Origin of the sequence: Lactiplantibacillus dongliensis (assembly GCF_005405105.1) — a bacterium.
GTDB lineage: Bacteria > Bacillota > Bacilli > Lactobacillales > Lactobacillaceae > Lactiplantibacillus > Lactiplantibacillus dongliensis.
Genome location: NZ_BJDK01000006.1, coordinates 58,002 through 80,835 on the forward strand (window position 1 = coordinate 58,002; position 22,834 = coordinate 80,835).

General features: G+C 44.4%; 26 protein-coding genes. 8 read left to right on the forward strand and 18 right to left on the reverse strand.

Annotated features, from left to right (window positions below; translation table 11 throughout):
• Positions 1–56 precede the first annotated feature (56 nt).
• Positions 57–1,682 (reverse strand): chaperonin GroEL, encoded by a 1,626-nt coding sequence (groL, locus tag FFM80_RS03110; protein WP_137639470.1) that lies wholly within the window; start codon positions 1,680–1,682, stop codon positions 57–59.
• 57 nt (positions 1,683–1,739) lie between these two features.
• Entirely contained in the window at positions 1,740–2,024 is a 285-nt protein-coding gene (gene groES / locus FFM80_RS03115; RefSeq protein WP_137634756.1) for a co-chaperone GroES, read from the reverse strand.
• 248 nt (positions 2,025–2,272) lie between these two features.
• Here groES and FFM80_RS03120 point away from each other — a divergent pair, with 248 nt between their 5' ends.
• Positions 2,273–2,911, forward strand: coding sequence for a CPBP family intramembrane glutamic endopeptidase (locus tag FFM80_RS03120; RefSeq protein WP_137639471.1), 639 nt, complete (start codon positions 2,273–2,275; stop codon positions 2,909–2,911).
• Positions 2,912–2,956: 45 nt separating this feature from the next.
• Here FFM80_RS03120 and FFM80_RS03125 read toward each other — a convergent pair whose 3' ends face one another.
• The gene (locus FFM80_RS03125) at positions 2,957–3,625 is read right to left on the reverse strand and encodes a redox-sensing transcriptional repressor Rex (RefSeq protein ID WP_137639472.1); all 669 of its coding nucleotides are present in this window, start codon (positions 3,623–3,625) and stop codon (positions 2,957–2,959) included.
• A gap of 165 nt (positions 3,626–3,790) precedes the next feature.
• Between FFM80_RS03125 and FFM80_RS03130 the strand changes: the two genes are divergently transcribed.
• Positions 3,791–5,770, forward strand: a complete 1,980-nt coding sequence (locus FFM80_RS03130; protein WP_137639473.1) for an ABC-F family ATP-binding cassette domain-containing protein — start codon at positions 3,791–3,793, stop codon at positions 5,768–5,770.
• Positions 5,771–5,820: 50 nt separating this feature from the next.
• On the opposite strand, the gene tsaD is transcribed toward FFM80_RS03130, so the two are convergent.
• The 4 genes from tsaD to tsaB are packed head-to-tail and all read right to left on the reverse strand — an operon-like array spanning position 5,821 to position 8,613.
• The gene (gene tsaD / locus FFM80_RS03135; protein ID WP_137639474.1) at positions 5,821–6,858 is read right to left on the reverse strand and encodes a tRNA (adenosine(37)-N6)-threonylcarbamoyltransferase complex transferase subunit TsaD; all 1,038 of its coding nucleotides are present in this window, start codon (positions 6,856–6,858) and stop codon (positions 5,821–5,823) included.
• 13 nt (positions 6,859–6,871) lie between these two features.
• Positions 6,872–7,330, reverse strand: a complete 459-nt coding sequence (gene rimI / locus FFM80_RS03140) for a ribosomal protein S18-alanine N-acetyltransferase (protein WP_137639475.1) — start codon at positions 7,328–7,330, stop codon at positions 6,872–6,874.
• Positions 7,323–7,904 (reverse strand): ribosomal protein S18-alanine N-acetyltransferase, encoded by a 582-nt coding sequence (gene rimI, locus FFM80_RS03145; RefSeq protein WP_137639476.1) that lies wholly within the window; start codon positions 7,902–7,904, stop codon positions 7,323–7,325. The genes rimI (FFM80_RS03140) and rimI (FFM80_RS03145) overlap by 8 nt, the downstream gene beginning before the upstream one ends.
• Positions 7,888–8,613 (reverse strand): tRNA (adenosine(37)-N6)-threonylcarbamoyltransferase complex dimerization subunit type 1 TsaB, encoded by a 726-nt coding sequence (gene tsaB / locus FFM80_RS03150; RefSeq protein ID WP_137639477.1) that lies wholly within the window; start codon positions 8,611–8,613, stop codon positions 7,888–7,890. Before tsaB ends, rimI (FFM80_RS03145) begins: the two co-directional genes overlap by 17 nt.
• A 294-nt stretch (positions 8,614–8,907) precedes the next feature.
• On the opposite strand from tsaB, the gene FFM80_RS03155 reads away from it, so the two are divergent.
• From FFM80_RS03155 to phnW, 6 genes are read left to right on the forward strand one after another with little or no spacing between them, the layout of a single operon-like run.
• On the forward strand, positions 8,908–9,951 hold the full coding sequence (locus FFM80_RS03155) for a phosphate/phosphite/phosphonate ABC transporter substrate-binding protein (protein WP_137634764.1): 1,044 nt from the start codon (positions 8,908–8,910) through the stop codon (positions 9,949–9,951).
• A gap of 36 nt (positions 9,952–9,987) precedes the next feature.
• Positions 9,988–10,761 carry a phosphonate ABC transporter ATP-binding protein gene (phnC, locus tag FFM80_RS03160; RefSeq protein WP_137634765.1) on the forward strand — a complete coding sequence of 258 codons (774 nt, stop codon included), beginning with the start codon at positions 9,988–9,990 and terminating at the stop codon, positions 10,759–10,761.
• Positions 10,751–11,554 carry a phosphonate ABC transporter, permease protein PhnE gene (gene phnE, locus FFM80_RS03165; RefSeq protein ID WP_137639478.1) on the forward strand — a complete coding sequence of 268 codons (804 nt, stop codon included), beginning with the start codon at positions 10,751–10,753 and terminating at the stop codon, positions 11,552–11,554. Before phnC ends, phnE begins: the two co-directional genes overlap by 11 nt.
• A complete protein-coding gene (locus FFM80_RS03170) occupies positions 11,551–12,402 on the forward strand; it encodes a PhnE/PtxC family ABC transporter permease (RefSeq protein WP_137639479.1) in 852 nt (283 codons plus the stop codon). The genes phnE and FFM80_RS03170 overlap by 4 nt, the downstream gene beginning before the upstream one ends.
• Before the next feature lie 27 nt (positions 12,403–12,429).
• A complete protein-coding gene (gene phnX / locus FFM80_RS03175) occupies positions 12,430–13,227 on the forward strand; it encodes a phosphonoacetaldehyde hydrolase (protein WP_137639480.1) in 798 nt (265 codons plus the stop codon).
• Between the two features lie 25 nt (positions 13,228–13,252).
• Positions 13,253–14,353, forward strand: a complete 1,101-nt coding sequence (gene phnW / locus FFM80_RS03180) for a 2-aminoethylphosphonate--pyruvate transaminase (RefSeq protein WP_137639481.1) — start codon at positions 13,253–13,255, stop codon at positions 14,351–14,353.
• Between the two features lie 114 nt (positions 14,354–14,467).
• Here phnW and galE read toward each other — a convergent pair whose 3' ends face one another.
• From galE to dnaX, 11 genes are all read right to left on the reverse strand, one after another.
• The gene (gene galE / locus FFM80_RS03185) at positions 14,468–15,463 is read right to left on the reverse strand and encodes a UDP-glucose 4-epimerase GalE (protein WP_137639482.1); all 996 of its coding nucleotides are present in this window, start codon (positions 15,461–15,463) and stop codon (positions 14,468–14,470) included.
• Positions 15,464–15,561: 98 nt separating this feature from the next.
• Entirely contained in the window at positions 15,562–16,344 is a 783-nt protein-coding gene (locus tag FFM80_RS03190) for an acyl-[acyl-carrier-protein] thioesterase (protein ID WP_137639483.1), read from the reverse strand.
• Between the two features lie 16 nt (positions 16,345–16,360).
• Entirely contained in the window at positions 16,361–17,239 is an 879-nt protein-coding gene (rsmI, locus tag FFM80_RS03195) for a 16S rRNA (cytidine(1402)-2'-O)-methyltransferase (RefSeq protein WP_137639484.1), read from the reverse strand.
• A 15-nt stretch (positions 17,240–17,254) separates the two neighbouring features.
• Positions 17,255–17,602, reverse strand: coding sequence for a DNA replication initiation control protein YabA (locus FFM80_RS03200; RefSeq protein WP_137636257.1), 348 nt, complete (start codon positions 17,600–17,602; stop codon positions 17,255–17,257).
• 24 nt (positions 17,603–17,626) lie between these two features.
• Positions 17,627–18,637 carry a DNA polymerase III subunit delta' gene (gene holB / locus FFM80_RS03205; RefSeq protein ID WP_137639485.1) on the reverse strand — a complete coding sequence of 337 codons (1,011 nt, stop codon included), beginning with the start codon at positions 18,635–18,637 and terminating at the stop codon, positions 17,627–17,629.
• Positions 18,638–18,654: 17 nt separating this feature from the next.
• Entirely contained in the window at positions 18,655–18,984 is a 330-nt protein-coding gene (locus FFM80_RS03210) for a cyclic-di-AMP receptor (protein WP_137636259.1), read from the reverse strand.
• A complete protein-coding gene (tmk, locus tag FFM80_RS03215; RefSeq protein WP_137639519.1) occupies positions 18,981–19,646 on the reverse strand; it encodes a dTMP kinase in 666 nt (221 codons plus the stop codon). Before tmk ends, FFM80_RS03210 begins: the two co-directional genes overlap by 4 nt.
• Before the next feature lie 178 nt (positions 19,647–19,824).
• Positions 19,825–20,076, reverse strand: coding sequence for a YaaL family protein (locus tag FFM80_RS03220; protein WP_137636270.1), 252 nt, complete (start codon positions 20,074–20,076; stop codon positions 19,825–19,827).
• Between the two features lie 17 nt (positions 20,077–20,093).
• A complete protein-coding gene (gene recR, locus FFM80_RS03225) occupies positions 20,094–20,693 on the reverse strand; it encodes a recombination mediator RecR (RefSeq protein ID WP_137636260.1) in 600 nt (199 codons plus the stop codon).
• Between the two features lie 27 nt (positions 20,694–20,720).
• The gene (locus FFM80_RS03230; protein ID WP_137636261.1) at positions 20,721–21,029 is read right to left on the reverse strand and encodes a YbaB/EbfC family nucleoid-associated protein; all 309 of its coding nucleotides are present in this window, start codon (positions 21,027–21,029) and stop codon (positions 20,721–20,723) included.
• Positions 21,030–21,051: 22 nt separating this feature from the next.
• Entirely contained in the window at positions 21,052–22,746 is a 1,695-nt protein-coding gene (dnaX, locus tag FFM80_RS03235; protein ID WP_137639486.1) for a DNA polymerase III subunit gamma/tau, read from the reverse strand.
• Between the last annotated feature and the right edge of the window lie 88 nt (positions 22,747–22,834).

The following is a 22,834-nucleotide window of genomic DNA, read 5'->3' on the forward strand; positions in this document are numbered from 1 at the left end:
AACGCTAAAAAAACACCCACTCAACTTGAGCAGGTGTTAATTAGCTTAATTCAAGCTTACATCATGCCGCCCATACCTGGGTTTGGTGCAGCCGGTGCAGCTGGCGCTTGTGGTTCTGGCTTTTCAGCTACGACCGCTTCAGTCGTTAACAACAAGGCTGAAACTGAAGCCGCGTTTTGTAAAGCTGAACGCGTAACCTTGGTAGGATCCACGATCCCGGCCTTAATCATGTCAACCCATTCATCGGTAGCCGCATTGAAACCAAAGCCTGGCTTTTGTTCCTTCATCTTTTCAACGATAACAGAGCCTTCCAAACCAGCATTTTCAGCGATTTGGCGAACTGGTTCTTCTAAGGCGCGCTTAACAATGTTAATCCCAGTTTGAACGTCGCCAGTTTCCTTTAAGGCCGCAACATCTTTGATCACGTTGATCAAAGCGGTCCCACCACCAGCAACGAAGCCTTCTTCAACGGCCGCACGGGTCGCATTCAAAGCATCTTCAATCCGGTATTTACGTTCCTTAAGTTCAGTTTCAGTAGCAGCACCGACCCGCACAACGGCGACCCCGCCAGCTAACTTAGCCAAACGTTCTTGTAACTTTTCTTTGTCGAAATCAGAACTGGTTTCACTGATTTGGTTACGGATAAATTCAACCCGTTCGTTGATTGCAGCCTTATCGCCGGCGCCTTCAACAATCGTGGTGTTGTCTTTAGTAACCGTAACTTTATTAGCTTGACCTAATTGATCAATCGTGGTGTCTTTTAATTCAAGACCCAAGTCATCAGTAATAACCGTCCCACCAGTTAAGATGGCAATATCTTGTAATTGTTCCTTACGCCGATCACCAAAACCGGGTGCCTTAACAGCGACGACGTTAAACGTGCCCCGCATCTTGTTTAAGACTAAGGTTGGTAAAGCTTCACCAGAAATGTCATCCGCGATGATCAATAATGGCTTGCCTTGTTCAACAATCGATTGCAACAATGGTAAGATATCTTGAATATTAGAAATCTTCTTATCAGTAATCAAGATGTATGGGTTATCAAGGTCGGCTTCCATCTTATCGTTATCAGTAACCATGTATTGTGATAAGTAGCCACGGTCAAACTGCATCCCTTCAACGACATCCAAACTCGTATCAACACCACGAGATTCTTCAATCGTGATAACGCCATCATGACCAACTTTTTCCATGGCTTCCGCAATCAACTTACCAGTTTCTTGGCTAGCTGATGAAACTGAAGCGATTTGGGCAATATCATCTTGCGTCTTAACTTCGTGAGCCATGGCGTGTAATGAATCAACCGCAGTCTTAGTGGCTTCTTCAATCCCGCGACGGATGCCAACTGGGTTAGCCCCGGCAGTCACGTTCTTCATCCCTTCGTTAACGATTGATTGGGTTAAGACCGTAGCAGTAGTTGTCCCATCACCAGCGATATCATTTGTTTTTGAAGCAACTTCAGAAACTAACTTCGCACCCATGTTTTCAAAGTGGTCGTCTAATTCAATCGCCTTGGCAATTGTGACCCCATCATTGGTGATGGTTGGCGAACCATATGATTGTTCCAAAACAACGTTACGCCCCTTAGGCCCTAACGTAGATTTAACAGTGTTAGCCAATTGGTCGACACCTTTAAGCATTGCTGAACGTGCTTCTTCAGAGAACTTTAATTCTTTAGCCATTATCTGTGTTCACCTCATAAATAGATTTTTTGTTTAGTTATAAATTTTTAAATGGAATTAGGCTTCGACAGCCACAATGTCTTTTTCATGTAAGACTAAATAAGTGGTGCCTTCGTACTTAACTTCAGTACCGGCGTACTTGTCGAACAATACTTGATCGCCGACTTTCACGCTTGGGGCAACCTTCGTCCCGTTATCTAAAATCCGGCCATCGGCTACAGCAACAACTTTGCCGCTTTGTGGCTTTTCCTTAGCGTTGTTGGCGATAACAATCCCGCCAACCGTTTGTTCTTCTTCTGCTTGTTGTTGCAAGATGACGCGATCTCCTAATGGTTTTAACACGTGAATCCCTCCATTTATTTCTTTTTTAGCACTCCTAAAGCTCAAGTGCTAATCACAAAATCAACTATAACATTTTAATTTTAGAATGCAAGTTATTTGTCAAAATTAGTCAAAGAAAGTCAAATCGATTATAATATAATTATTTGCTGCCTGTTGCTGGTCATTTTTATTGCTAAACATGCCCAGCTAAATCGGGACTTTTATCCGCACCGCAACTTACTTTTATCACTAACAAAGGATGTGAGTTCATGGCCAATCGCCGACAATCACTAACAATTTTAATCGTTTATTTTATCATCTATGCCCTACCGAGCCTGCTGATAGCGATCTTTAAGCACCTTGGCAGTCAGGTCTTTTTAATTCAAACGCTAGATTATCTCATTGGCGCCGTTCTGTTAGCCTGGTTAGCCACACGTCTGTCGACACCCAATCCAATTGAACGGCATCCGCGTCGTTGGCCAATCGCCCTATTATGGGGACTGATTGGGTTTGTACTGGTGGTCATCGTTCAATTTATCGTTCTACAGATCGATCAGTGGCTCGGCCATTCGGTTACTTCGACCAACACCTCCACATTGTTAACCGTTGGCCATCAATACCCCTTTTTCTTTCTAGCCATTTTCATTGGGGCACCAATTATGGAAGAAATCGTTTTTCGTAAAGTCATCTTTGGCAATCTCAGTTCATTAACTGGTCCGCTTGGTGCTGCCCTAATTTCTAGTGTATTTTTTAGTTTTGCGCATGCCGACGGTCACTTAGTGCTATATGCTCTGATTGGCTTGTGTTTCTGTTGGTTATATCACCGAACAGGGCGCATTCAAACGTCGATGCTGGCACATATTTTGATGAATGCGCTGGCCGTTATGAGTGCCATTTATCATTTTTAATAAACCAAAAGGCGTTCCCGCTGTGGGAGCGCCTTTTAAATCAACCTAATCCGTTGATGAATCAGTTTTTTTATCACCTAATTGTTCACCATAATGTTCAATGAAATAAATCAATGTTTGCAATTCGTTGGTTAAATCGACGTTTTGTACCCGGACTGTTTCTGGAACCGAAATGCGCAATGGCGTGAAGTTCATGATTCCCTTCACATTTGCGTCCACTAAGGCATCGGTAATATCTTGTACAACCGTAGTTGGTACCGTTAAAATGGCAATTTCGATTTGTTGCTCGATCAATTGCTTTTTCAACTCAGTCATGGGATAGACGGGGACTCCGCTTTGGACGGTGTTGGCGATTGCTTCGTTCACATCGAATGCAGCGGAAATACGAACATTACTATTCTTGTGAAAATTAAAATTAAGTAACGCATGTCCAAGGTTCCCGACCCCAATCAAAGCAACATTGGTCAAGGTATCCTGATTCAAAATCTTTTTGAAAAATGCCAAGAGCTTTTCAACATCATAGCCATACCCACGTTTACCTAAAGCCCCAAAATACGAGAAATCACGCCGAATCGTTGCGGAATCAACCTTAACCGCCTCTGAAAGTTCAGTCGAAGAAACTCGTTTTTTGTCGGCATCCAACAGAATGTTTAAGTACCGATAGTAGATTGGTAACCGTTTAGCTGTTGCCCGTGGAATTTTTGTCTCTGCCATTTGACGACCCTCCTTATTAAAAGTTTGTGAATTTGCTGACACTATTCTAGCATAACCCACCACTTTGTGAAATAATAATCCCTCATTATTCCATTTTGTTAGGGCAAAACGCGACAATATGCTACAATTATTTGACGAATCAAGTGTGAAAGGAGCTTAAAAAACGTGATTTTACTACAAGTACAGCAAGTCATGCGGCGTTTTGGCGCCGATGTCTTGTTCGATAACGTACAAATGGATATCCAAGATCATGCCCGTGTTGCACTAGTTGGCCGCAATGGTGCTGGCAAGTCGACGCTTTTAAAAATGATTGCCGGTGAAACGGTTCCTGATGAAGGTCAGATTTCAATGCGGAAAGGCTTAACGATCGGTTATTTGGCCCAAGATCAAGGATTGGACAGTCACAATACGATCTGGGAAGAAATGAGCAGCGTCTTTGCTGAGCTACATAAATTAGAGGCGCAAATGCATCAGCTCGAAGCTCGATTGAGTGATCCCGCCGTAATTGCCAATGAAGCGGACTACCAACAGACTTTAAAAACTTATGACCAGGTTCAGACTGACTTTCAACAACGGAATGGGTATGGCTACCAAGCGGAAATTCGGGGCGTCCTCCATGGGTTTCAGTTTGAAGCTGATGTCTATGACAAGTCCGTTACCGAATTATCCGGTGGTCAAAAGACCCAACTCGCTTTGGCTAAATTACTGTTAGAAAAACGCGATTTACTGATCTTAGATGAACCGACCAACCATTTGGACGTTGAAACCTTGACTTGGTTAGAGGGCTATTTACAGTCCTATACGGGTGCTTTATTAATTGTCAGTCATGACCGCTACTTCTTAGACCGCGTGGTTAGCGAAGTTTACGATCTATCGCATCATGATATGGTGCACTATACTGGCAACTACGACCAATTCGTTCAAAAAAAGGCCGCCCGAATTCAAGCTGAGTGGAAACACTATGAAAAGCAACAGGCCGAGATCAGTAAATTAGAAGATTTCGTTAATCGCAACATCGTTCGCGCCTCAACCACCAAGCGGGCACAATCTCGGCGCAAACAATTAGCTAAGATGGACCGGTTGGAACGACCAGATAGCGATGACAAGACCGCGCATTTCGGGTTCCACGCAGCTAAGCAAAGCGGCAATATTGTTTTGACCGTTAAGGATGCTGCGGTTGGTTACGCCGGCCAAATCTTATCTGAGCCTGATAATCTCAACGTCAAAAAACACGAAGCGGTTGCCATCGTTGGCCCGAATGGGATCGGCAAATCAACCCTCTTAAAGAGTATTCTTGGTCAGATTCCATTCATTAAAGGCCAAGCCACCTTTGGTACTAACGTTGTCACCGGTTACTACGATCAGGAACAAAAGAACTTACATGATAAAAAAACCGTTTTAAGCGAACTATGGGACGAACATCCCACGACACCCGAAAAAGATATTCGAACGATTTTGGGTAGTTTCCTCTTTACCGGTGAAGACGTTGATAAACCAATCAATGCCTTATCTGGCGGTGAGCGGGCTCGGTTATTATTAACGAAATTAGCAATGCAAAACGATAATTTCCTAATCTTAGACGAACCGACCAACCATTTGGATATTGATAGTCGTGAAGTTCTAGAAGTGGCTTTAAACGATTTCGATGGCACCTTACTATTCGTCTCACATGACCGTTATTTCATCAATCAAGTCGCCACTAGCGTTGTCGAAGTATCCCCCAGCGGTACCGAATTATTCTTAGGCGACTATGATTACTATTTAGATAAGAAACAAGAGCAAGCTGAGATGGCAGCGGCAGCTGAAAGTGTAGCGGCGGCTAGTGCCGCGGCCGCCAACCCGGTGACCAGTGAAGCTGCGGCCCCTGATAACCGCTCTAAAGGACAGCAAAGCTATCAAGCTAGTAAGCAACAACAACGCGATAAGCGGAAACTCGAACGATCCGTTGCCAATTTGGAAACTAAAATGACAGATTTAGAAACACAAGCGGCCGCCATTCAAGAACAAATGGCGCAACCGGAAATCTTTGCCGATTCCGCTAAGCTACAGGACTTACAGCAACAATTAGAAGCTGTTAACGCTGAACAAGCACAAGCTGAAAATGACTGGACTGAACAAGCCGAAGCCTTAGAAGCTTTTGATTAAAAAAATAACACCACTTTTTCGTCATTATACGAAAAAGTGGTGTTATTTTTTTAGTGAACCATATTAGGCATCCAATCAAATTCAAGACTTGGATCTGCATTCAAAGTAGCATCTCCAAATTTTTGCTGCTGATATTGGATATAGCCGGCAGCTCCGATCATCGCCCCATTATCACCACAAAGTTTTAGTGGTGCCAAAATTAATTCGGTATTCGGGAATTTCACTGGTAACTCAGCCTGCAACCGTTCCCGCAGGCCATGATTAGCCGCAACGCCACCTGCTAAGACCAATTGCTTCACCGGATATTGTTCCAAGACTCGCATCGTCTTAGCCGTTAGGACATCGACCACGCTAGCCTGAAAACTAGCTGCTAAATCATTTTTATCCAAAGTTTCGCCAATCTGATCCGCATGATGCACGGTATTGATGAACGCACTCTTCAACCCGCTAAAACTAAAATCAAAGTTAGCTTCATCGATCATGGCACGTGGAAACTTAAACGTGTCTTGGCCTTGGTGGGCCATTTCGTCAATGACTTTCCCAGCTGGATACGGCACTCCTAAGACCCGGCCAATTTTATCATAGGCTTCACCAGCCGCATCATCTCGGGTTTCACCGATGATTTCGAATTGACCATCGGCTTGCATATAGACCAATTCCGTATGACCACCCGAAACCAACAAGGCCATCAACGGAAATTCAAACGGCTTCACAAAGCGAGCCGCATAAATATGCCCAGCCATATGATTAACTGGAATCAATGGTAAGTGATGAGCATACGCCACCGTTTTAGCAGCACTAACCCCTACTAATAAGGCACCGACAAGTCCGGGACCGTACGTTACCGCTACCGCATCCAAATCATCATAGCCCACCTGTGCTTCTGCCAATGCATCGGCAATACAAATAGTAATTTGTTCAATATGATGCCGGCTGGCGACTTCAGGAACCACGCCGCCAAACCGCTTATGACTATTAATTTGCGTCGCAATGACATTGGATAGAATTTTGTGCCCATCTGCAACTACGGCCACACTAGTTTCGTCACAACTAGATTCAAACGCTAAAATTAAATTTTGCTTCTCCACGAGTTACCATCCTTCAATTCATAATCTTACGCATAATCAAGGCATCTTCAGTCGGATCATGATAATAAGCCCGACGCACGCTAATTGGTTCAAACCCGCACCGATCGTATAATCGTCGGGCGGCCTGATTACTTTGTCGTACCTCTAAAAAGACCTTACCCGGACGATCAAGTTGCGCCAAGACCGTGGTCAACAACCATTGGGCCTGGCCCTGATGCTGAAAAGCCGGCAAAATGGCAATATTAGTCACCTCAGTCTCATCTAAGACCGTGGTCAAACTTATAAAGCCAATTGGGTGTTGATCCACGATCAAGACGTTGTACACGGCTTGAGGTGTCGCAATATCAGCCGCAAAAGTCACTCGTCGCCACGGTGCGCCTTGCGGATAAGCCTGATCGGCCAACTGATAACAGAGTTTCGCCAAATCAACCGGCGAAATTGTCGCGCCTGCCACCAACTGCCGCTCAATCATCCGACGTCGCCACCGGTAAATGATACGTCATATCAATCGCATCTTCATGATCACCAAAGTAATACCGCTTTTTGATACCAGCTTTTTCAAAACCAATGTTTGTATACAACCGTTGGGCGGCAACGTTGCTGTAGCGCACCTCTAACGTGACCGTCCGATAAGCTAAGTAAGCTGCCCGCTTAATCATCGCTTGCATCATAAACCGACCCAACCCCTGATTTTGAAAATCAGGATGAACCGCGATATTGGTAATATGTGCATCTTGGCGACGATCATCAAAAGCACAGCCACAAAATGCACATAATCGGTCATTATGCCGCATCACAATGTAGAAACGCCCACTTTGACGCCGCAATTCCGTCTTAAATGCATTCTCATCCCAGGGGGTTTTGCCAGCATAAACGGCTTTTTCAATTGCCAACATTTCAGGCACATCGGTAATCAATGCGCGCGAGACATAATAATTAGTCGGCCCCACCGTCACAATGTGCTGGTCAATTGTCATGATTTTTTGTCGTCGCTGACTGTGAGCTTTAGTTATTTTTTGAAAGTATTGCTTAAATCTTCTCAACATATGGCGCATGGTCCTCTTTCGGATGCTTAGCGAGCCATTCACTTTCAGCTTGCGTCAATCGCAAATAGTGAGGCACAAAAGCATGTAATTGTTTAACTGGGGTCATGTTTCGGCCTAATAAGCCTAGCACGGCCGCTTGTGGCAAATCTTGTTGCGGCAACGCCCGCACAAAGTTCGCTTGCAAAGTTGCTTGTAACCCTGCTTGATATTGATCAACGGCCGTACCAACAAACACGATTGGCGCTTGATAAGCCTTTAACTGCTGAGCCCATTCGGCCGCACCAATATGCTGATCGGCAATGACTGGCACTGGCTGACCAGCATGCATACGATACAGTCCGGTAAATAAATTATCACGACGTGCATCAAATAATGGGGCGACTAATTGGTCTTCAATCGTCACATTAGCTGCTAACACGGCTAAGCTGGAAACACCAACTAGTTCCTTATTCAACGTATACGCAAAAGTTTTCGCAGTCGTCACGCCAATCCGTAACCCAGTGTATGACCCTGGACCATCGGCGACCACGACCCGATCAATGTCGTCCGCTGTTAACCCCGCTTGAGCAATCGCTTGTTCAATCAACGGCAGTAACGTCACACTAGAATTACGGCCGACCGTCGTTGTCGTCGTGGCGAGAATTTTTGTATCAGCTAGCACGGCAACACTGACTGGCCGATTAGATGTATCAATTGCCAACAACTTCATAATTTTAAAAAACTCCTCATTTTGAATTACTCAACATATCTTATCATAATTTAGCGGCTTTTAAAGCGATTGGTTCGTTTCCAATCGCTTTAATACCAAATCCTAACCGCTTTAAACAATTCTAAAAATCAGCCATCTGACAATCTACTTTTGAATAAATCTTTACACAGTCATCCCGTAAGTAAATTTTCTTTACACAACTTATACAAATTGTTTACGACTAATTTCACGCACATTTACATTCAACTGTTATGCTACGCTAGTAAATAAATTACTTGGAGGTAATTGGAAATTATGTCAAAAATCAGTAAGTCACTTGTAGGGATTTCATTAATCTCAGTTTTAGGTTTAGCAGGGTGTACAAGTCTGGGAACTAGCAGCAAGTCTGCTGGTAACAGTGCAGACAAGGGTAAGCCGATCACGGTCGTCTTCTACCCTAACGAATCCGCTAAAAGTTTCTCTGGCTCGCGGGATGCATTAAAGAAGTCAATCGAAAAGGTCACTGGTAAGACGGTTAAGCTTCAAACAACAACCGACTATAACGTGGCAATCCAAGCAATCGCTTCTGGTAAAGCCCAAGTTGCTTACATGGGGGCTAACGGTTATATCCAAGCTAACCATTTAAGTAAAGATGTTCAACCATTCGCAGCTCAATCAGATTCTGAAGGAACGTTGAAGAAAGCTTCATATAATTCATACTTCATGGTCCGCCAAAGCGATGCTAAGAAGTACGAATCAAATGGTAAGTACAGCATCAAGAACGTGAAGGGTAAGAAGATGTCTTACGTTTCTAACAGTTCAACTTCTGGTTTCTTAGTACCAACTGCTGAATTAACACGTGAATTCAACGTTAAAGATACGGATACGTTAACGCAAAACGGTAAGTTCTTTAGCAAAGTCCTCTATGGTGGTTCACATCAAGGTTCAGCTGTGAACTTATTAAAGGGTGACGTTGATGTTGCCGCCTTTGATGATACTGACTTAATGCCTTACTTGAAGGTAACTAGCGGTTCATGGAACAAGCTTGGCTCAACTTTCACGGTCAAGAATGACGCTGAAGCACCATTTGGTAGCTTAAAGGGTAAGAAAGTGGTCAACATTGCCATGATGCCAGTTCAACAAGGCCCATGGGTCTACAACACTAAGGCACTTAGCAAGTCTGATCAAACTAAGATTGCCAACGAATTTACTTCAAAATCATTCGCAAACAACAAAGAAATCTTCTCTGAACCAAATGCGAAGACACCAAAACTCTTCCCTAAGACTTCAGACAAGAGTCAATTAGTTAAAGTTAACGATAAATGGTATGCCCCAACTCACAAGTTAGTTGGGTACTAAACTGCTCTTTAACCCTGCTTTATGAAAGGAACTGCTATGCTCAAGGTAATCCAACTAGATAAGACTTACGGTCAAAATAAACATTCGCTTAAAGACGTTAACTTCACCGCTCAACCTGGCGAAGTTACTGCCATCATCGGGCCATCTGGTGCCGGTAAAACAACGATTTTACGCAGTGTCAACCAATTGATCCGCGATAACGGCGGCAAGATTTTACTTGACGATCAAGATATTCGCCAAGCGAACAAGTCCGAATTACGTAAAATTCGGCATCATATTGGGATGATTTTTCAAAATTACAATTTAATCAGTCCGTTAACGGCTCTCGAAAACGTACTTCATGGCCGTTTAGGCGCTAAATCAACTTTTGCCGGTATTTTCGGAATGTATAGTACTGATGAAAAACAAGAAGCCTTAGCGTTATTAAACGAAGTTGGTCTAGGCGAATACGCCTACCAACGTTGCGACCAGTTAAGTGGTGGGCAACAACAACGAGTTGGGATTGCCAGAGCTTTGATGCAGCATCCTAAAATGATCCTTTGTGATGAGCCAATCGCCTCACTAGATCCGAAGTCGACTAAAATCGTCATGGATATTTTGCGACAACTGGCAAAAGAAAAACAGTTAATTATTCTGATTAACTTGCACCAAATCGACATTGCCCTAGAATACGCTGACCATATTGTCGGAATTAATAGTGGTGAAATTGTCTTTGAAGGTCCTAGTCAGGCAGTAGATGATCAAGTCTTACAAAAAATCTATCGCCAAGCGGATCAACCTAAACAGGCGGTAACAGCCAATGAAAACTAACTTTCAATCGCCACAACAGTTTTTCCGGCAACGCCGTTTACGACTTGGTATCGTCTTAGCCATTTTACTGGTCATTTATGGGGTTTCCATGGTCTTGGTTAACTTCCAAACCTTGGCTTCACTGATGCAAGTTCCGGCCGGGTTGATTTGGTTATTTAAGAACTTCATCCCGACTGAACGTTCAATCTCGTATCTAGGACCGATTCTTTACCAACTCTGGCGGACATTAATTGTCGCAGTTTCGTCAACGATTTGTGCCAGTCTATTAGGTCTAATCCTTGCTATTCTAGGTGCAAAAACGACCAGCCCCCTACCTGGGCTTCGGTTAGTCATTCGTTTTGGGGCTTCCCTCTTACGAAATATTCCGGTCGTTGCTTGGGCCATGATCCTGTTATTCTCTTTTAAACAAAGTGATTTTACTGGATTCTTAGCCTTGTTCTTCATGACTTTAGGGTATCTGACCCGGGCCTTCACTGAGACCATCGAAGATTTAGATGGCGAGAAACTGCAAGCCTTACAAGCAGTTGGCGCTAACTACTTTCAATGCGTCTTCTGTGGCGTCTTACCAGAAGTGGCTAGTACCTTGACCAGCTGGGTGCTTTATATGATTGAAAATAACTTACGTGACGCCACCCTTGTCGGTATTTTGACCGGGACAGGTGTCGGGTTCTTATTCAACCATTATTTTAAGAGCTTCCGCTATGATGCCGCTGGTTTAATCGTCTTGCTAATCGCGGTACTTGTCATTTGCCTTGAACTAACGTCAACTCAGATTCGGAGGGCCATCGCATGATTGAAAATAGCCAATCAGATTCTAAAGTTGTTCAGCCAACGCCCAATTCGAAACGGATCACGTTGCTGACCAAGCCCCGTCTTATTCTTCGCGGTGTCTTAATTGCTTTAGCCTTAGTGACCGTTTATTCACTGGTGACTTTGGATGCGGGTAATTTAAAGTTTAGTGACGCCTTTCAAAGTCTGGGCGCTAACTTACAAGCGATGTTTCTCCATCCTGGCGTTGGTCAAGATACCTGGTCCTTATTACTAAGAGCCCTCACAACTAGTGTGGCCTTAGCGATGCTGACAACTTTATTAGGTGCTTTCTTTGCCTTTTTCATTGCCGTCTTTTCGGCCCGTAATCTGGTGCCGAGTTGGTTAGCGACTTCAATTAAAGCGGTTATGGCCTTCATTCGGTCAATTCCAACGATTTTATGGGTCCTAATCTACTCAGTCGTCATGGGATTAGGTGCCAATGCTGCCGTCGTCGGCTTAACGTTCCATAGTATCGCTTACCTGGTCAAAGCCTACTCTGAAAGCATTGAAGAAACCTCTGCTGATACGATTGAAGCATTAAAAGCTAGCGGCGTTGGTTTCTGGCCCATTATTTTCCAAGCAATCTTACCATCGATCATTCCAGCTCTACTAAGCTGGACGTTCATTCGCTTTGAAATTAACTTTGCCAATGCGGTCGCAGTTGGTGCCGCAGCCGGGGCTGACGATATTGGTTACTACTTGTTCATGGCCAGTGGCTTTTACTTCAACTTCCATGAAGTCGGTCTGATTGTTTATCTCTTATTAGGCGTCGCCATTGTCTTAGAAGTTGTTTCAATGAAGTTGCGCGGTCATTATTTGCAAAAGAACTAACATCACTTGATTTAAAGGAGTTTTCTAATGACGATTCAAGCCGTTATTTTTGATTGGGCTGGTACGACGATTGACTATGGTAGTCGGGCCCCCATTGTTGCTTTCCAAAAAGCCTTCGAGAATGTTGGCATCAAGATTTCAGAAGCCGAAATTCGCCAAGATATGGGCTTAGATAAATACACGCATATTCATAAGATTATCAATTTACCGGCAGTCCAAAATGACTGGCAAGCTCGCTTCCAAGTCTTACCCACTAGTGACGATTGTGATCGAATCTACCTAGACTTCAAAGATATCTTATTAGCTTCTTTGACAGACTTTGCTCAACTTAAGCCTGGGATGACTGCCACCATCGATTATATGAACGCTAATCAGATTGCTTATGGCACAACAACCGGTTATGATGCTGAAATGCTCGCGATTGTCTTACCAATTGCGGCTAACCAAGGCTACCGACCAACAGTCAACATTACTTCCGAACAAACTAATGGGATTGGTCGGCCAGCACCTGCCATGCTAGAACTGGCTTGTGACCAATTAGAGATCAAAGACTACACCACCGTCTTAAAAGTCGGCGATTCAATCAATGATATCTTAGAAGGTCAAAATGCCGATGCAATTACGGTTGGTCTGATTGATGGTAGCAATTTGATGGGCCTCTCTCAAACAGAATTTGAGGCCTTAACGACTGCTGAACAAACTGAATTGCGCATGAAGATTACCGCACAATACGAAGCGGTTGGCGCTGATCACATTTTACAATCAATGGCCGATTTACCAGCCTTGATTGACATGATTAATCAACCCGTGACTGATCGTCACTAAGCCGATCAAAGGAGTAACTTATAATATGAAACAACCTTATTTATTATTAACCCCTGGGCCTTTAAGCACGACTCCCACAGTTAAAGCTGCGATGCAGATTGATTACTGTACTTGGGACAGTGATTATCGGACGGTTACGGAAACCATTCGTCAACAGATTTTAGCAATGGCTGAAGCCAACCCTAACAACTACACAACGGTCTTATTACAAGGTAGTGGTAGTTACGGCGTTGAAGCTACCATTGGCGCAGCTGTTCCTCGTGAAGGTGCTGTTTTGATGGTTGCTATCAACGGTGCTTACGGCCGTCGGATTAGTGAAATTGCTGACTACTATGCGATTCCACACGTTGACGTTGAGTTTGCCGAAGACGAGGCAGTTGATCCACAACGGATTGAACAAGCATTAGCAGCACATCCAGAGGTCACCCACTTTGCGACCGTGCATAGTGAAACGACCACCGGGATTCTCAATCCGATTGAACGCTTGGTTCCCCTACTCAAAGCTCGTGGCATTGTCTCCATTATCGATGCCATGTCTAGTTTAGGTGGTGTCCCCTTAGTTATGGATCAACTAGACTGTGACTATTTGGTCAGCAGCGCCAACAAATGCGTTCAAGGGGTCCCAGGCTTCGCCTTCATCATTGCTAAGCAAAGTGAACTGGCTAAAACAGCTGGCAACGCGCGTTCATTGAGCTTAGATATCTATGCCCAATGGCAAGCAATGACGAAACAACCTGGTAAATGGCGGTTTACATCACCAACCCATGTGGTTCATGCCTTCGCTCAAGCTTTAAATGAGCTTGAAATCGAAGGTGGTGTGGTACAACGCTATCGTCGTTATGCGGCTAACCAACAAGCATTAAGCGATGGGATGCAAGCTTTAGGATTTGATTTAGTGATTGATCCGGCTGATCAAGGCCCGATTATCACATCCTTCAAATACCCAAGCACTGATTTCGACTTTGATGCTTTCTACCAATTCATCAAAGAACGAGGCTTTGTTATCTATCCTGGTAAAGTATCAACAATCCCAAGCTTCCGGATTGGAACCATTGGCGATGTTGATACAACTGATATTCAACGCTTATTAGCAATTATCAGTGATTATCAACGCTTAACCCATTAACAACATCGTTTTACAATAACGCAAAAGGCACTCAGAAATTTAAACATTTCTGGGTGCCTTTTTGGCGTTACTATTCGCATAAATCAATACAATTGACGACTGTTAGCTAATTACCTACTGGCGATCATCATAGCCATTAGGATGCTTCTGCGTCCAGGCCCACGCCGTCTTGATAATATCATTAACATCATCATACTTAGGTTGCCAGCCCAGCACTTGACGCGCTTTATCACTAGCCGCAACTAAGGAATCTGGATCGCCAGGCCGCCGTGGTGCAATTACCGCTGGAATGGGTTGACCAGTTACTTCTCGTGCAGCGGCTAACATCTGCCGGTTTGAGAAACCAGTTGATGAGCCGAGATTGAAGGCATTACTGTCATTACCGGCAGCCAAATACTTCAATGCTAAGATATGGGCGTCAGCTAAATCCAAGACGTGCACATAATCGCGCACATTCGTTCCATCTGGCGTTTGGTAATCATCACCAAAGAGCTTTAATTCATCCCGTTTACCTTGTGCCACTTGTAAAATAATCGGGACTAAATGCGTTTCAGGGCCATGGTCTTCACCAATACTGCCATCTGGCTTAGCCCCAGCCACATTGAAGTAACGTAAGGCCACAAATTTGATACCATAAGCCACATCTGCCCAATGCATAATATGTTCCATCATTAGCTTGCTGGCACCATAAGGGTTAATTGGTACTTGTGGATCGGTTTCCTTAATTGGAATCCGTTCTGGTGTCCCATAAGTTGCGGCTGTCGATGAGAACACAATCTGCTTAACATCATGTGCTTGCATCACTTCAAGTAAGGTGATCATTCCACCTGTATTATTATCAAAGTACTTTAGGGGTTTCGCCATTGACTCAGGAACAATCGAAAAGGCCGCAAAATGGACGACTGCACTGATTGTTTCCTGATCAAAAACTTTATTCAAAAAAGTTGCATTCCGAACGTCCCCCTGGTAAAACTTAGCCGCTGGATTGATTGCTGCGCGATGCCCAGTCACGAGATTATCCACGACGATTACTGAGGCGCCGTTTTCAACCAATCGATCGACCATATGTGAGCCGATATAACCGGCCCCACCTAAAACAAGAATTGACATAGTGTACCTCCTATAAAGATTAGTCTTATCATAGCATATTCCAACCTAAAGATTCATAAATAAAAAAGCTGAGAATTCATACTCTCAGCAATTCTAGTTTATTCAGCTGTATCAGCAATTACGTGCCATTTAATGGTCACTTCACAGCACTTTTCATCGCCTACGCGAATTCGATGGCTCGTCGTCACCGTGCCATCAGTGGCGGCTGGTAAAACATTCACTTCTGACGTCACAGTATGGCCATACTTTACTTCATTTTCGTAACGAACATCCACTTGCATCAGATTATGCTGTAACAAAAAATCTGCTGGTAATGTATCTAACAACCAATCAAAGTAATGTGCATTATTAACATGCCGATTAGGATCAATATCAAAGAACCGTACTTGGTAAGGCTTACTCAAAGTCGTCGCAGTCGGTTCAAAATGAAGCGGTCGTGGTAACCGCGGAATGCGCTTAACCGCTTCTGAATGGTACGGTGCCACTAATTCGGGGTCAATTTTGACAATACGGCGTGTCGTTTGACTCATTGTCACCCAGATACTGGTAATATAAGCCAGTTCCTGCCCAGCTGCATCGCGAATCCAAAATTCACGATAAGCAAAATACGGATTATAAGCTGAGCCCCGCACTGCTAACGTGACAGTCTCGTCAAGTCGCGGCATTCGCGTAATCGTCATCGCATATTGTGTCACGACCCAACCGACACCATGACTCTGCACGAATTCGGTCGTTAACCCCAGCGCATCACTTTGATCTTGCGAGGCTAGAATGGCAATATCAATCAGCGTGGCTAACGTCGCCCGACCAGTGCGATCACATTCATAATAAGTCAGCCGATGTTCTTCTGTGTAAATACTCGCTTGTTCCCCTAAAGTCATCTCATTCTCCTAAGCCTTACTTAATATCATGGAACGCATTATAAACCACTTGTCGCTGTATTTGCCGACGTTTGGCAATTGTCTTAATCGCAGTATTTGGCTTATCGCCGGCCGTAATTAAAGCTTCGACCTGCGCTTTTAATGGCAATTCAGCCAATTCATCCGTGGACGCTGTCGTTGGTTCATTGGGATTGCCACTAATCAGCAAGACAAACTCGCCTTTAAGTTGATGATCCTGAGACCAGGTCAGCATCTCGGCCAACGTTCCTCGAGCAAATTCTTCATAGCGCTTAGTTAACTCTCGACAAGCTACAATCTGACGCGTTGGTTCACAGACCGTCGCTAACGCGGTTAATGTTTTCGCAACCCGGAATGGCGATTCATATAAGATCACTGTTTCCTGGCGCTGAACCAACGCCGTTAAAGCTGCTTTTTGCTCTTGTTTTTTGCGCGGTAAAAAGCCATAAAAATAAAAAGGCTGCGGCACTAGCCCTGACGCAATCAAGGCCGTTAATCCAGCATTCGCACCTGGCAGTGGCACCACTGGAATATCTTGAGCCACGCAAGCAGCAACCAATTCCGTGCCCGGATCACTAATCGATGGCATCCCGGCATCACTTACTTGAGCCAGGGTGACCCCGGCCTGTAATTTTTCAATAAATTGTGGAATGCGTTCTTGCGTATTATGTTCATGAAAACTAATCTGTTTGGTCGTAATTTCAAAATGATTCAATAATTTTTGCGTATTACGCGTATCCTCAGCCGCAATCAAGTCGACCGTTTTTAAAGTCGCCACGGCCCGATACGTCATATCCTGCAAATTACCAATCGGGGTTGGGACTAGATAGAGCGTGCCAACGCCTGCATGATCGGCAAAACTTTGTTGCGTCTGCAAATCAGTACCTCCTTGTTATGCCCGTTCCCGTTCACCATAAATAAATTCCAAGCAAAAGACGCATGACTCATCATCATCACGACGTTTGCCATAGAATTGATTGCAAACGTGAAATCCCTCATCATATAATTTCTCTAAGTTCTGGCGTGATTTGGAAAGGGTGGTCGTGTTGCCTGACTTTTTAGGTGTCTCATTTTCGATTTCAACCATGTGCTCACGTAGCCGTTCATTTTCAATGACTAACTCGGCATTTTTTTCGAGTACCGTCGTCATATCAGCCCGTAGTTGCGCCATTTTATCAAGCATCTGTTGCATTTGCTGTTCCATATCGCCAAAACTATCGTATAAATCACGCTTATCCACACACTCACCCTCGTTTTCCTTTATTTAAGCGCTATGTCTAAAAATCGGCCATAACTTTAACGTTAGCCCTTCTAATACATTCTGAAAACTAATATTGCTAGCTAATTGACGCTTAGCCGTCAACGCTAATTCAGTGGCCGCCACTAATTGTTGATCATTCAAGGTCGTCGTCAATGCAGTTAATTCACTTTGATATTGCCCAAAACTTAACTCGGCCGCGGTATCAACTTGAAAATGTAATTGTAAAAGATCTTGAAATAAAGCCGCTACCAAATCCAGCATCACCAATTGTTGTGCATGCTCTTTGGCTAAGCCGACTAAAGTGGTCTGAACATCCACAAAGCTCCGCGGATCACCTTTAACCACTTGCTGGAACCATTGCCACAGCTTTTCACTCGCTTGGGGTAGCCAATCGTCGACTAACAGCGTTTGTGCTTGAGTCACACTATTAGTCAAATGTCGCAACGTTTGCGCTTGCTTGGCTGGAATTCCTGCCGCCTCAAAGGTTTGTTGCAACACTTTAGCTGGCAAAGGCGGAAACTCAATAACCTGAGTTCGTGAAATAATCGTCGGTAGTAATAATTGCTTGTTGGTCGTCAGCAGCAGCGCCGTCACGTTGCCGCTCGGTTCTTCAATAAACTTCAATAAACTATTAGCAGCACTAGCTGTCATTAGTTCCGCATCTTTAATAATAAAAAGTTTGCGGTTACCTTCAACAGCACTTTTCGAAAATTCAGCTTTTAAGTATCGAACTTGATCAACATGAATCCGCTGGCCAGTAGGCGCCACCATCACGATATCTGGATGTTGTCCAGTGGCAATTCGCGTACACTCCTCGCAAGTCCCATCTGGTTCACCATCCACCACGTGTCGACAAAATAGCCGCTGAGCAATCCAAGTTGCCAGTTCACTTTGACCGGCGCCTTCCATCCCAGCAAATAAGTAAGCGTGCGCCAAATGGTTCTGCGCAATAATATGTTTAAACGCCGCTAATAACCGCGGTTGTTTAGCTGCCAATGAACTGGCAATTGTCATTAACTCCACCTGACCCTTTAAAATTGATGAAACTGTTCAATCGGTAAGACGAAGACCGTGGCCCCGCCAACTTGAACTTCCACCGGATAAGCCGAAGCGCCATCCATCGTCACATCCAAGTTCACTGGTGGTGTCATAAATTGATCGCGTGCATGACTCGTTTCCTTAATCATGGCCAAGACAGTGTCCACCCGTTCGTCTTCAATCCCAATCATAAAGGTGGTGTTGCCGGATCGCAAGAAGCCGCCCGTAGTAGATAACTTGGTTGCCCGAACATTGGCTTCAATAAATTGATTACTTAATCGATTGCTATCTTTATCTTGGACAATCGCAATAATTAATTTCATAATTTCGACTTCCCTTCAGCTTTAAAGTAAGTTGGTAATTGGGTTGTTAAAATTGCAAGGCTTTGCGCCACCACAGCATCTAACGGTTGACTGGCATCGACCCGTTTAATCCGGGCTGGAAACTGTGCCAGTAGTTGCAAATAAGCCGCTTGAACCCGATGATGGAAGCTCAAAGCTTCAACATCCAACCGATTGATTTCGTCTTGCCGATGGGTCTGAATCCGTTTCAGACCTACTGCGGCATCAACATCAAAGTATAGCGTCAAGTCTGGCGTTAAGCCTTCCGTAGCAAATTGATTCATATCAGCCACCGCTTGTTCGCCAATCCCACGACCAGCTCCTTGATACGCAATTGAGCTATCAATAAAGCGATCACATAAGACTAACTGATCAGCTTGCAATGCTGGTAAAATCTTTTGGACAATGTGTTGCCGCCGTGCTGCTGCATATAATAAAGCTTCCGTCCGATCATCCATCGCCGTATTTTTTCGATCTAAAATTAGTTGCCGAATCGCTTCTGAGATGCGATTTCCCCCAGGTTCCCGTGTCACAACTAACCGGTCCCCTAGTTGCGGCTTGATTTTAGCCACAATCGCATTTAAGGCGGATGTTTTCCCGGCGCCATCGGGTCCTTCAAACGTAATTAATTTTCCTGTCACAATTCCCAATCCCATCTAAAAGTCGTAGTTGTCATAATTGTACTTGATTCTGACAGGCCTGTCTAATACTGAACCTACCAAGTCTAGGCTTATTTTACCGCAACCACCACTAGCAATTGTGTTTTTTATCGAATTGTAAAAAAAAACTGTGGTCAACTGACCAACAGTTTTAACGCTCACCTTAGTTGTCAATCACCGATTGTTGAATCCGATGACCATGAACCGCACGGCGGCGTGCTTCACGATATAAGTATAAATACTTAGCCCGGGCTAACGCCGTTTGTGTCACGAGTTCATTCGTATTGTTATCATAAATTGCCTGCTCATTTTGCTTGGCGCGATCCCAATCGACTTTAGCCGCATCTAGCAGCAAGAGTAATTGTTGATCATAGACCGCTTTTGCTTGTTTGATCTTTTTTCGTTGCTTAAAGATTAGTCTCGCCACCTAATTTACATTTCTTGTCGTCCTTCAACCGCCTTGAATAACGTCATCTCATCCGCATACTGAATATCACTCCCAACGGACAGACCATGGGCTAAGCGGGTCACTTTGATGCCAGCGGGTTTTACCAACCGTGAAATATACATCGCCGTAGCTTCTCCTTCTGGTGTCGCGTTAGTCGCAATAATCACTTCTTTGATCGCATCATTTTTTTGCAGTCGTTTGAGTAAACTGGCAATATTAATATCTTCAGGACCCTTGCCATCCACCGGTGATAACACCCCGTGTAAGACATGGTATAACCCTTGATATTCTTTAATTTTCTCCATCGCCATGACATCTTTAGCCTCTTCAACGACTAAAACCGTACTTTGATCACGCGATTTGTCTTTACAGATCACACACGGATCATCCTCGGTGATATTGCCACAAATACTGCAAAAATGCAGATCACGTTTCGCCGCAACTAGCGATTTAGCAAACTCAGTGACATCATCACCATCCATATCAATGGTATAAAATGCTAACCGGGTTGCTGTTTTACCACCAATTCCTGGTAACTTCATGTAACTGTCAATTAATTTCGCAATCGGTTCTGGATATTGCATTGCTGGACCTCACTATTCGTTACAGACTTACTGCAAGCCCTTAGTATACTTTCCCATCGTGCTTTGGGTCTTGGCATCAACTTGAGCTAACGCATCATTAACCGCAGCTAACACTAAGTCTTGCAGCATATCCACGTCGTCTGGATCAACGGCAGCAGGATTAATCGTAATATCTTGCACCTTCTTTTCACCAGAAACGGTGACTTTAACCATGTCATCAGGCGCCGTCCCCGTGAAAGTCGTTTCATTTAAAGCGGCTTGCTCCGCCGTCATTTGTGCCTGCATCTTTTTCATTTGTTTCATCATATTTTGCATATTACCCATACCACGCATCATCTTCATCAATTCCTTTCAACTTTCAATCTGTTTTAACTTCTACTAAATCACCGAACAACTGCTGGGCCTGATCGACTACCGCTGGCTTCGCGGGGGTCGCGGGTTGCGACGTCGCTTCTGGTTGGTGAGTCTCCAAATAATCATGCCGAATTTGCGGCCATTGTTCCTTAGGGACGCAAACGATTTTAGGCGCTGTGCCCATTAACCGATCGAGGCCATTCCCCAAAGCATCCATCAACTCTTGATTATCAATCGCCTTTTGATATAGAAAAGGATAGTCAAACGCCACCACGACGCCTTCATCACTCGCCGCTACTGGTTGGGAAACGTGCATCAAGGCCCGCTGAGTAATACTCAAGATGTTCATCAGATCGGACCATACTTCCCGGACCTTCATTAAGTCTGGCTTAGTGGCCGCCCCTAGAATTGGGTAAATCTGGCTAACATTAACCTTTTTAATGGCGGGACCGCCATTAGTCGTCGGTTTAACCCGTGCCGGCTTAGCCGAACCAGCTGCAACGCCTTGCGACTTCAAGTTTTGCAAGGCCGTTTGTAGCTGGTCGACCTTCGTCGCTAACTGTTGAACCGCCGCATCATCCGCTGCTTTAGCAGGTGCTGCAGTTGCTGACGCCGGGCCTTCTAATTGGGATAACTTAACCGTCATGACTTCTAAGTAGACGTCCGGGTGCGTGGTGAAACGCATCTGTTGTTGAATGTCATTTAAGGTCTTTATCATTTGATACAATACTTCTGCATCGATCGACTTAGCAAAGTCAGCGAAACGTTGATCGTTTTCACCCATGGCCACACTATCGACCATTTCTGGGGCTTGTTGATACAATAGCACATCCCGCGTATAACTAATCAAGTCTTCGATAAAGCGGTTCGCATCTTTACCTTCTTGTAAGATTTGTCGCATCGTTTCCAAAGCCGGTTTCGTCACATGATTGGTAACTTCTTCCATATAATCTGCAATCAGCTTTTTCGTCACACTACCCGTGACGGTTAAGGCATCATCCAAAGTAACCGTATTATCGCCAAAGGAAATTACTTGGTCCAAAATACTTAACGCATCGCGCATTCCGCCTTCTGCGGCCTGAGCGATGACCCGCAACGCCTTTTCATCATAATCGACCTTTTTTTGGTCCAGAATATAAACCATCCGTTCATAGCTATCCTTGGCCGTAATCCGCCGAAAATCGAAACGTTGGGTCCGCGAAATAATCGTTAACGGGATCTTATGCGGCTCAGTCGTCGCTAAAATAAAAATCACATTAGCCGGTGGTTCTTCCAACGTCTTCAATAAAGCATTGAAAGCGCCCGTCGATAACATATGAACTTCATCAATAATGTAGACTTTATAATCGGCTTCCGTGGGGGCATACTTTGCCTTGTCACGAATATCCCGAATTTCTTCAACCCCATTATTAGAAGCCGCATCAATTTCGATGACATCATTCAGTTGGCCCTTAGTAATGGCCGTACATGTGGCACATTCATTACACGGTTCGCCATCGACTAAATGATGACAGTTCAACGCCTTCGCAAAAATTTTAGCCGCCGACGTTTTCCCGGTTCCCCGCGGACCAGTGAATAAATACGCATGACTCGTCTGATGGGTCATAATGGCATTTTTTAGTGTCTGTGTAATCATTTGCTGCCCAACGATCTCATCAAACCGTTGCGGCCGCCATACCCGATATAATGCCCGATACACGCGAATCTTCCTTTCTTAACTAATGCTTTAACAAATTTGCCACTCTGGTTGGTCCAAAATCGGCCGGAACGTGATGGCCACTGTGCCA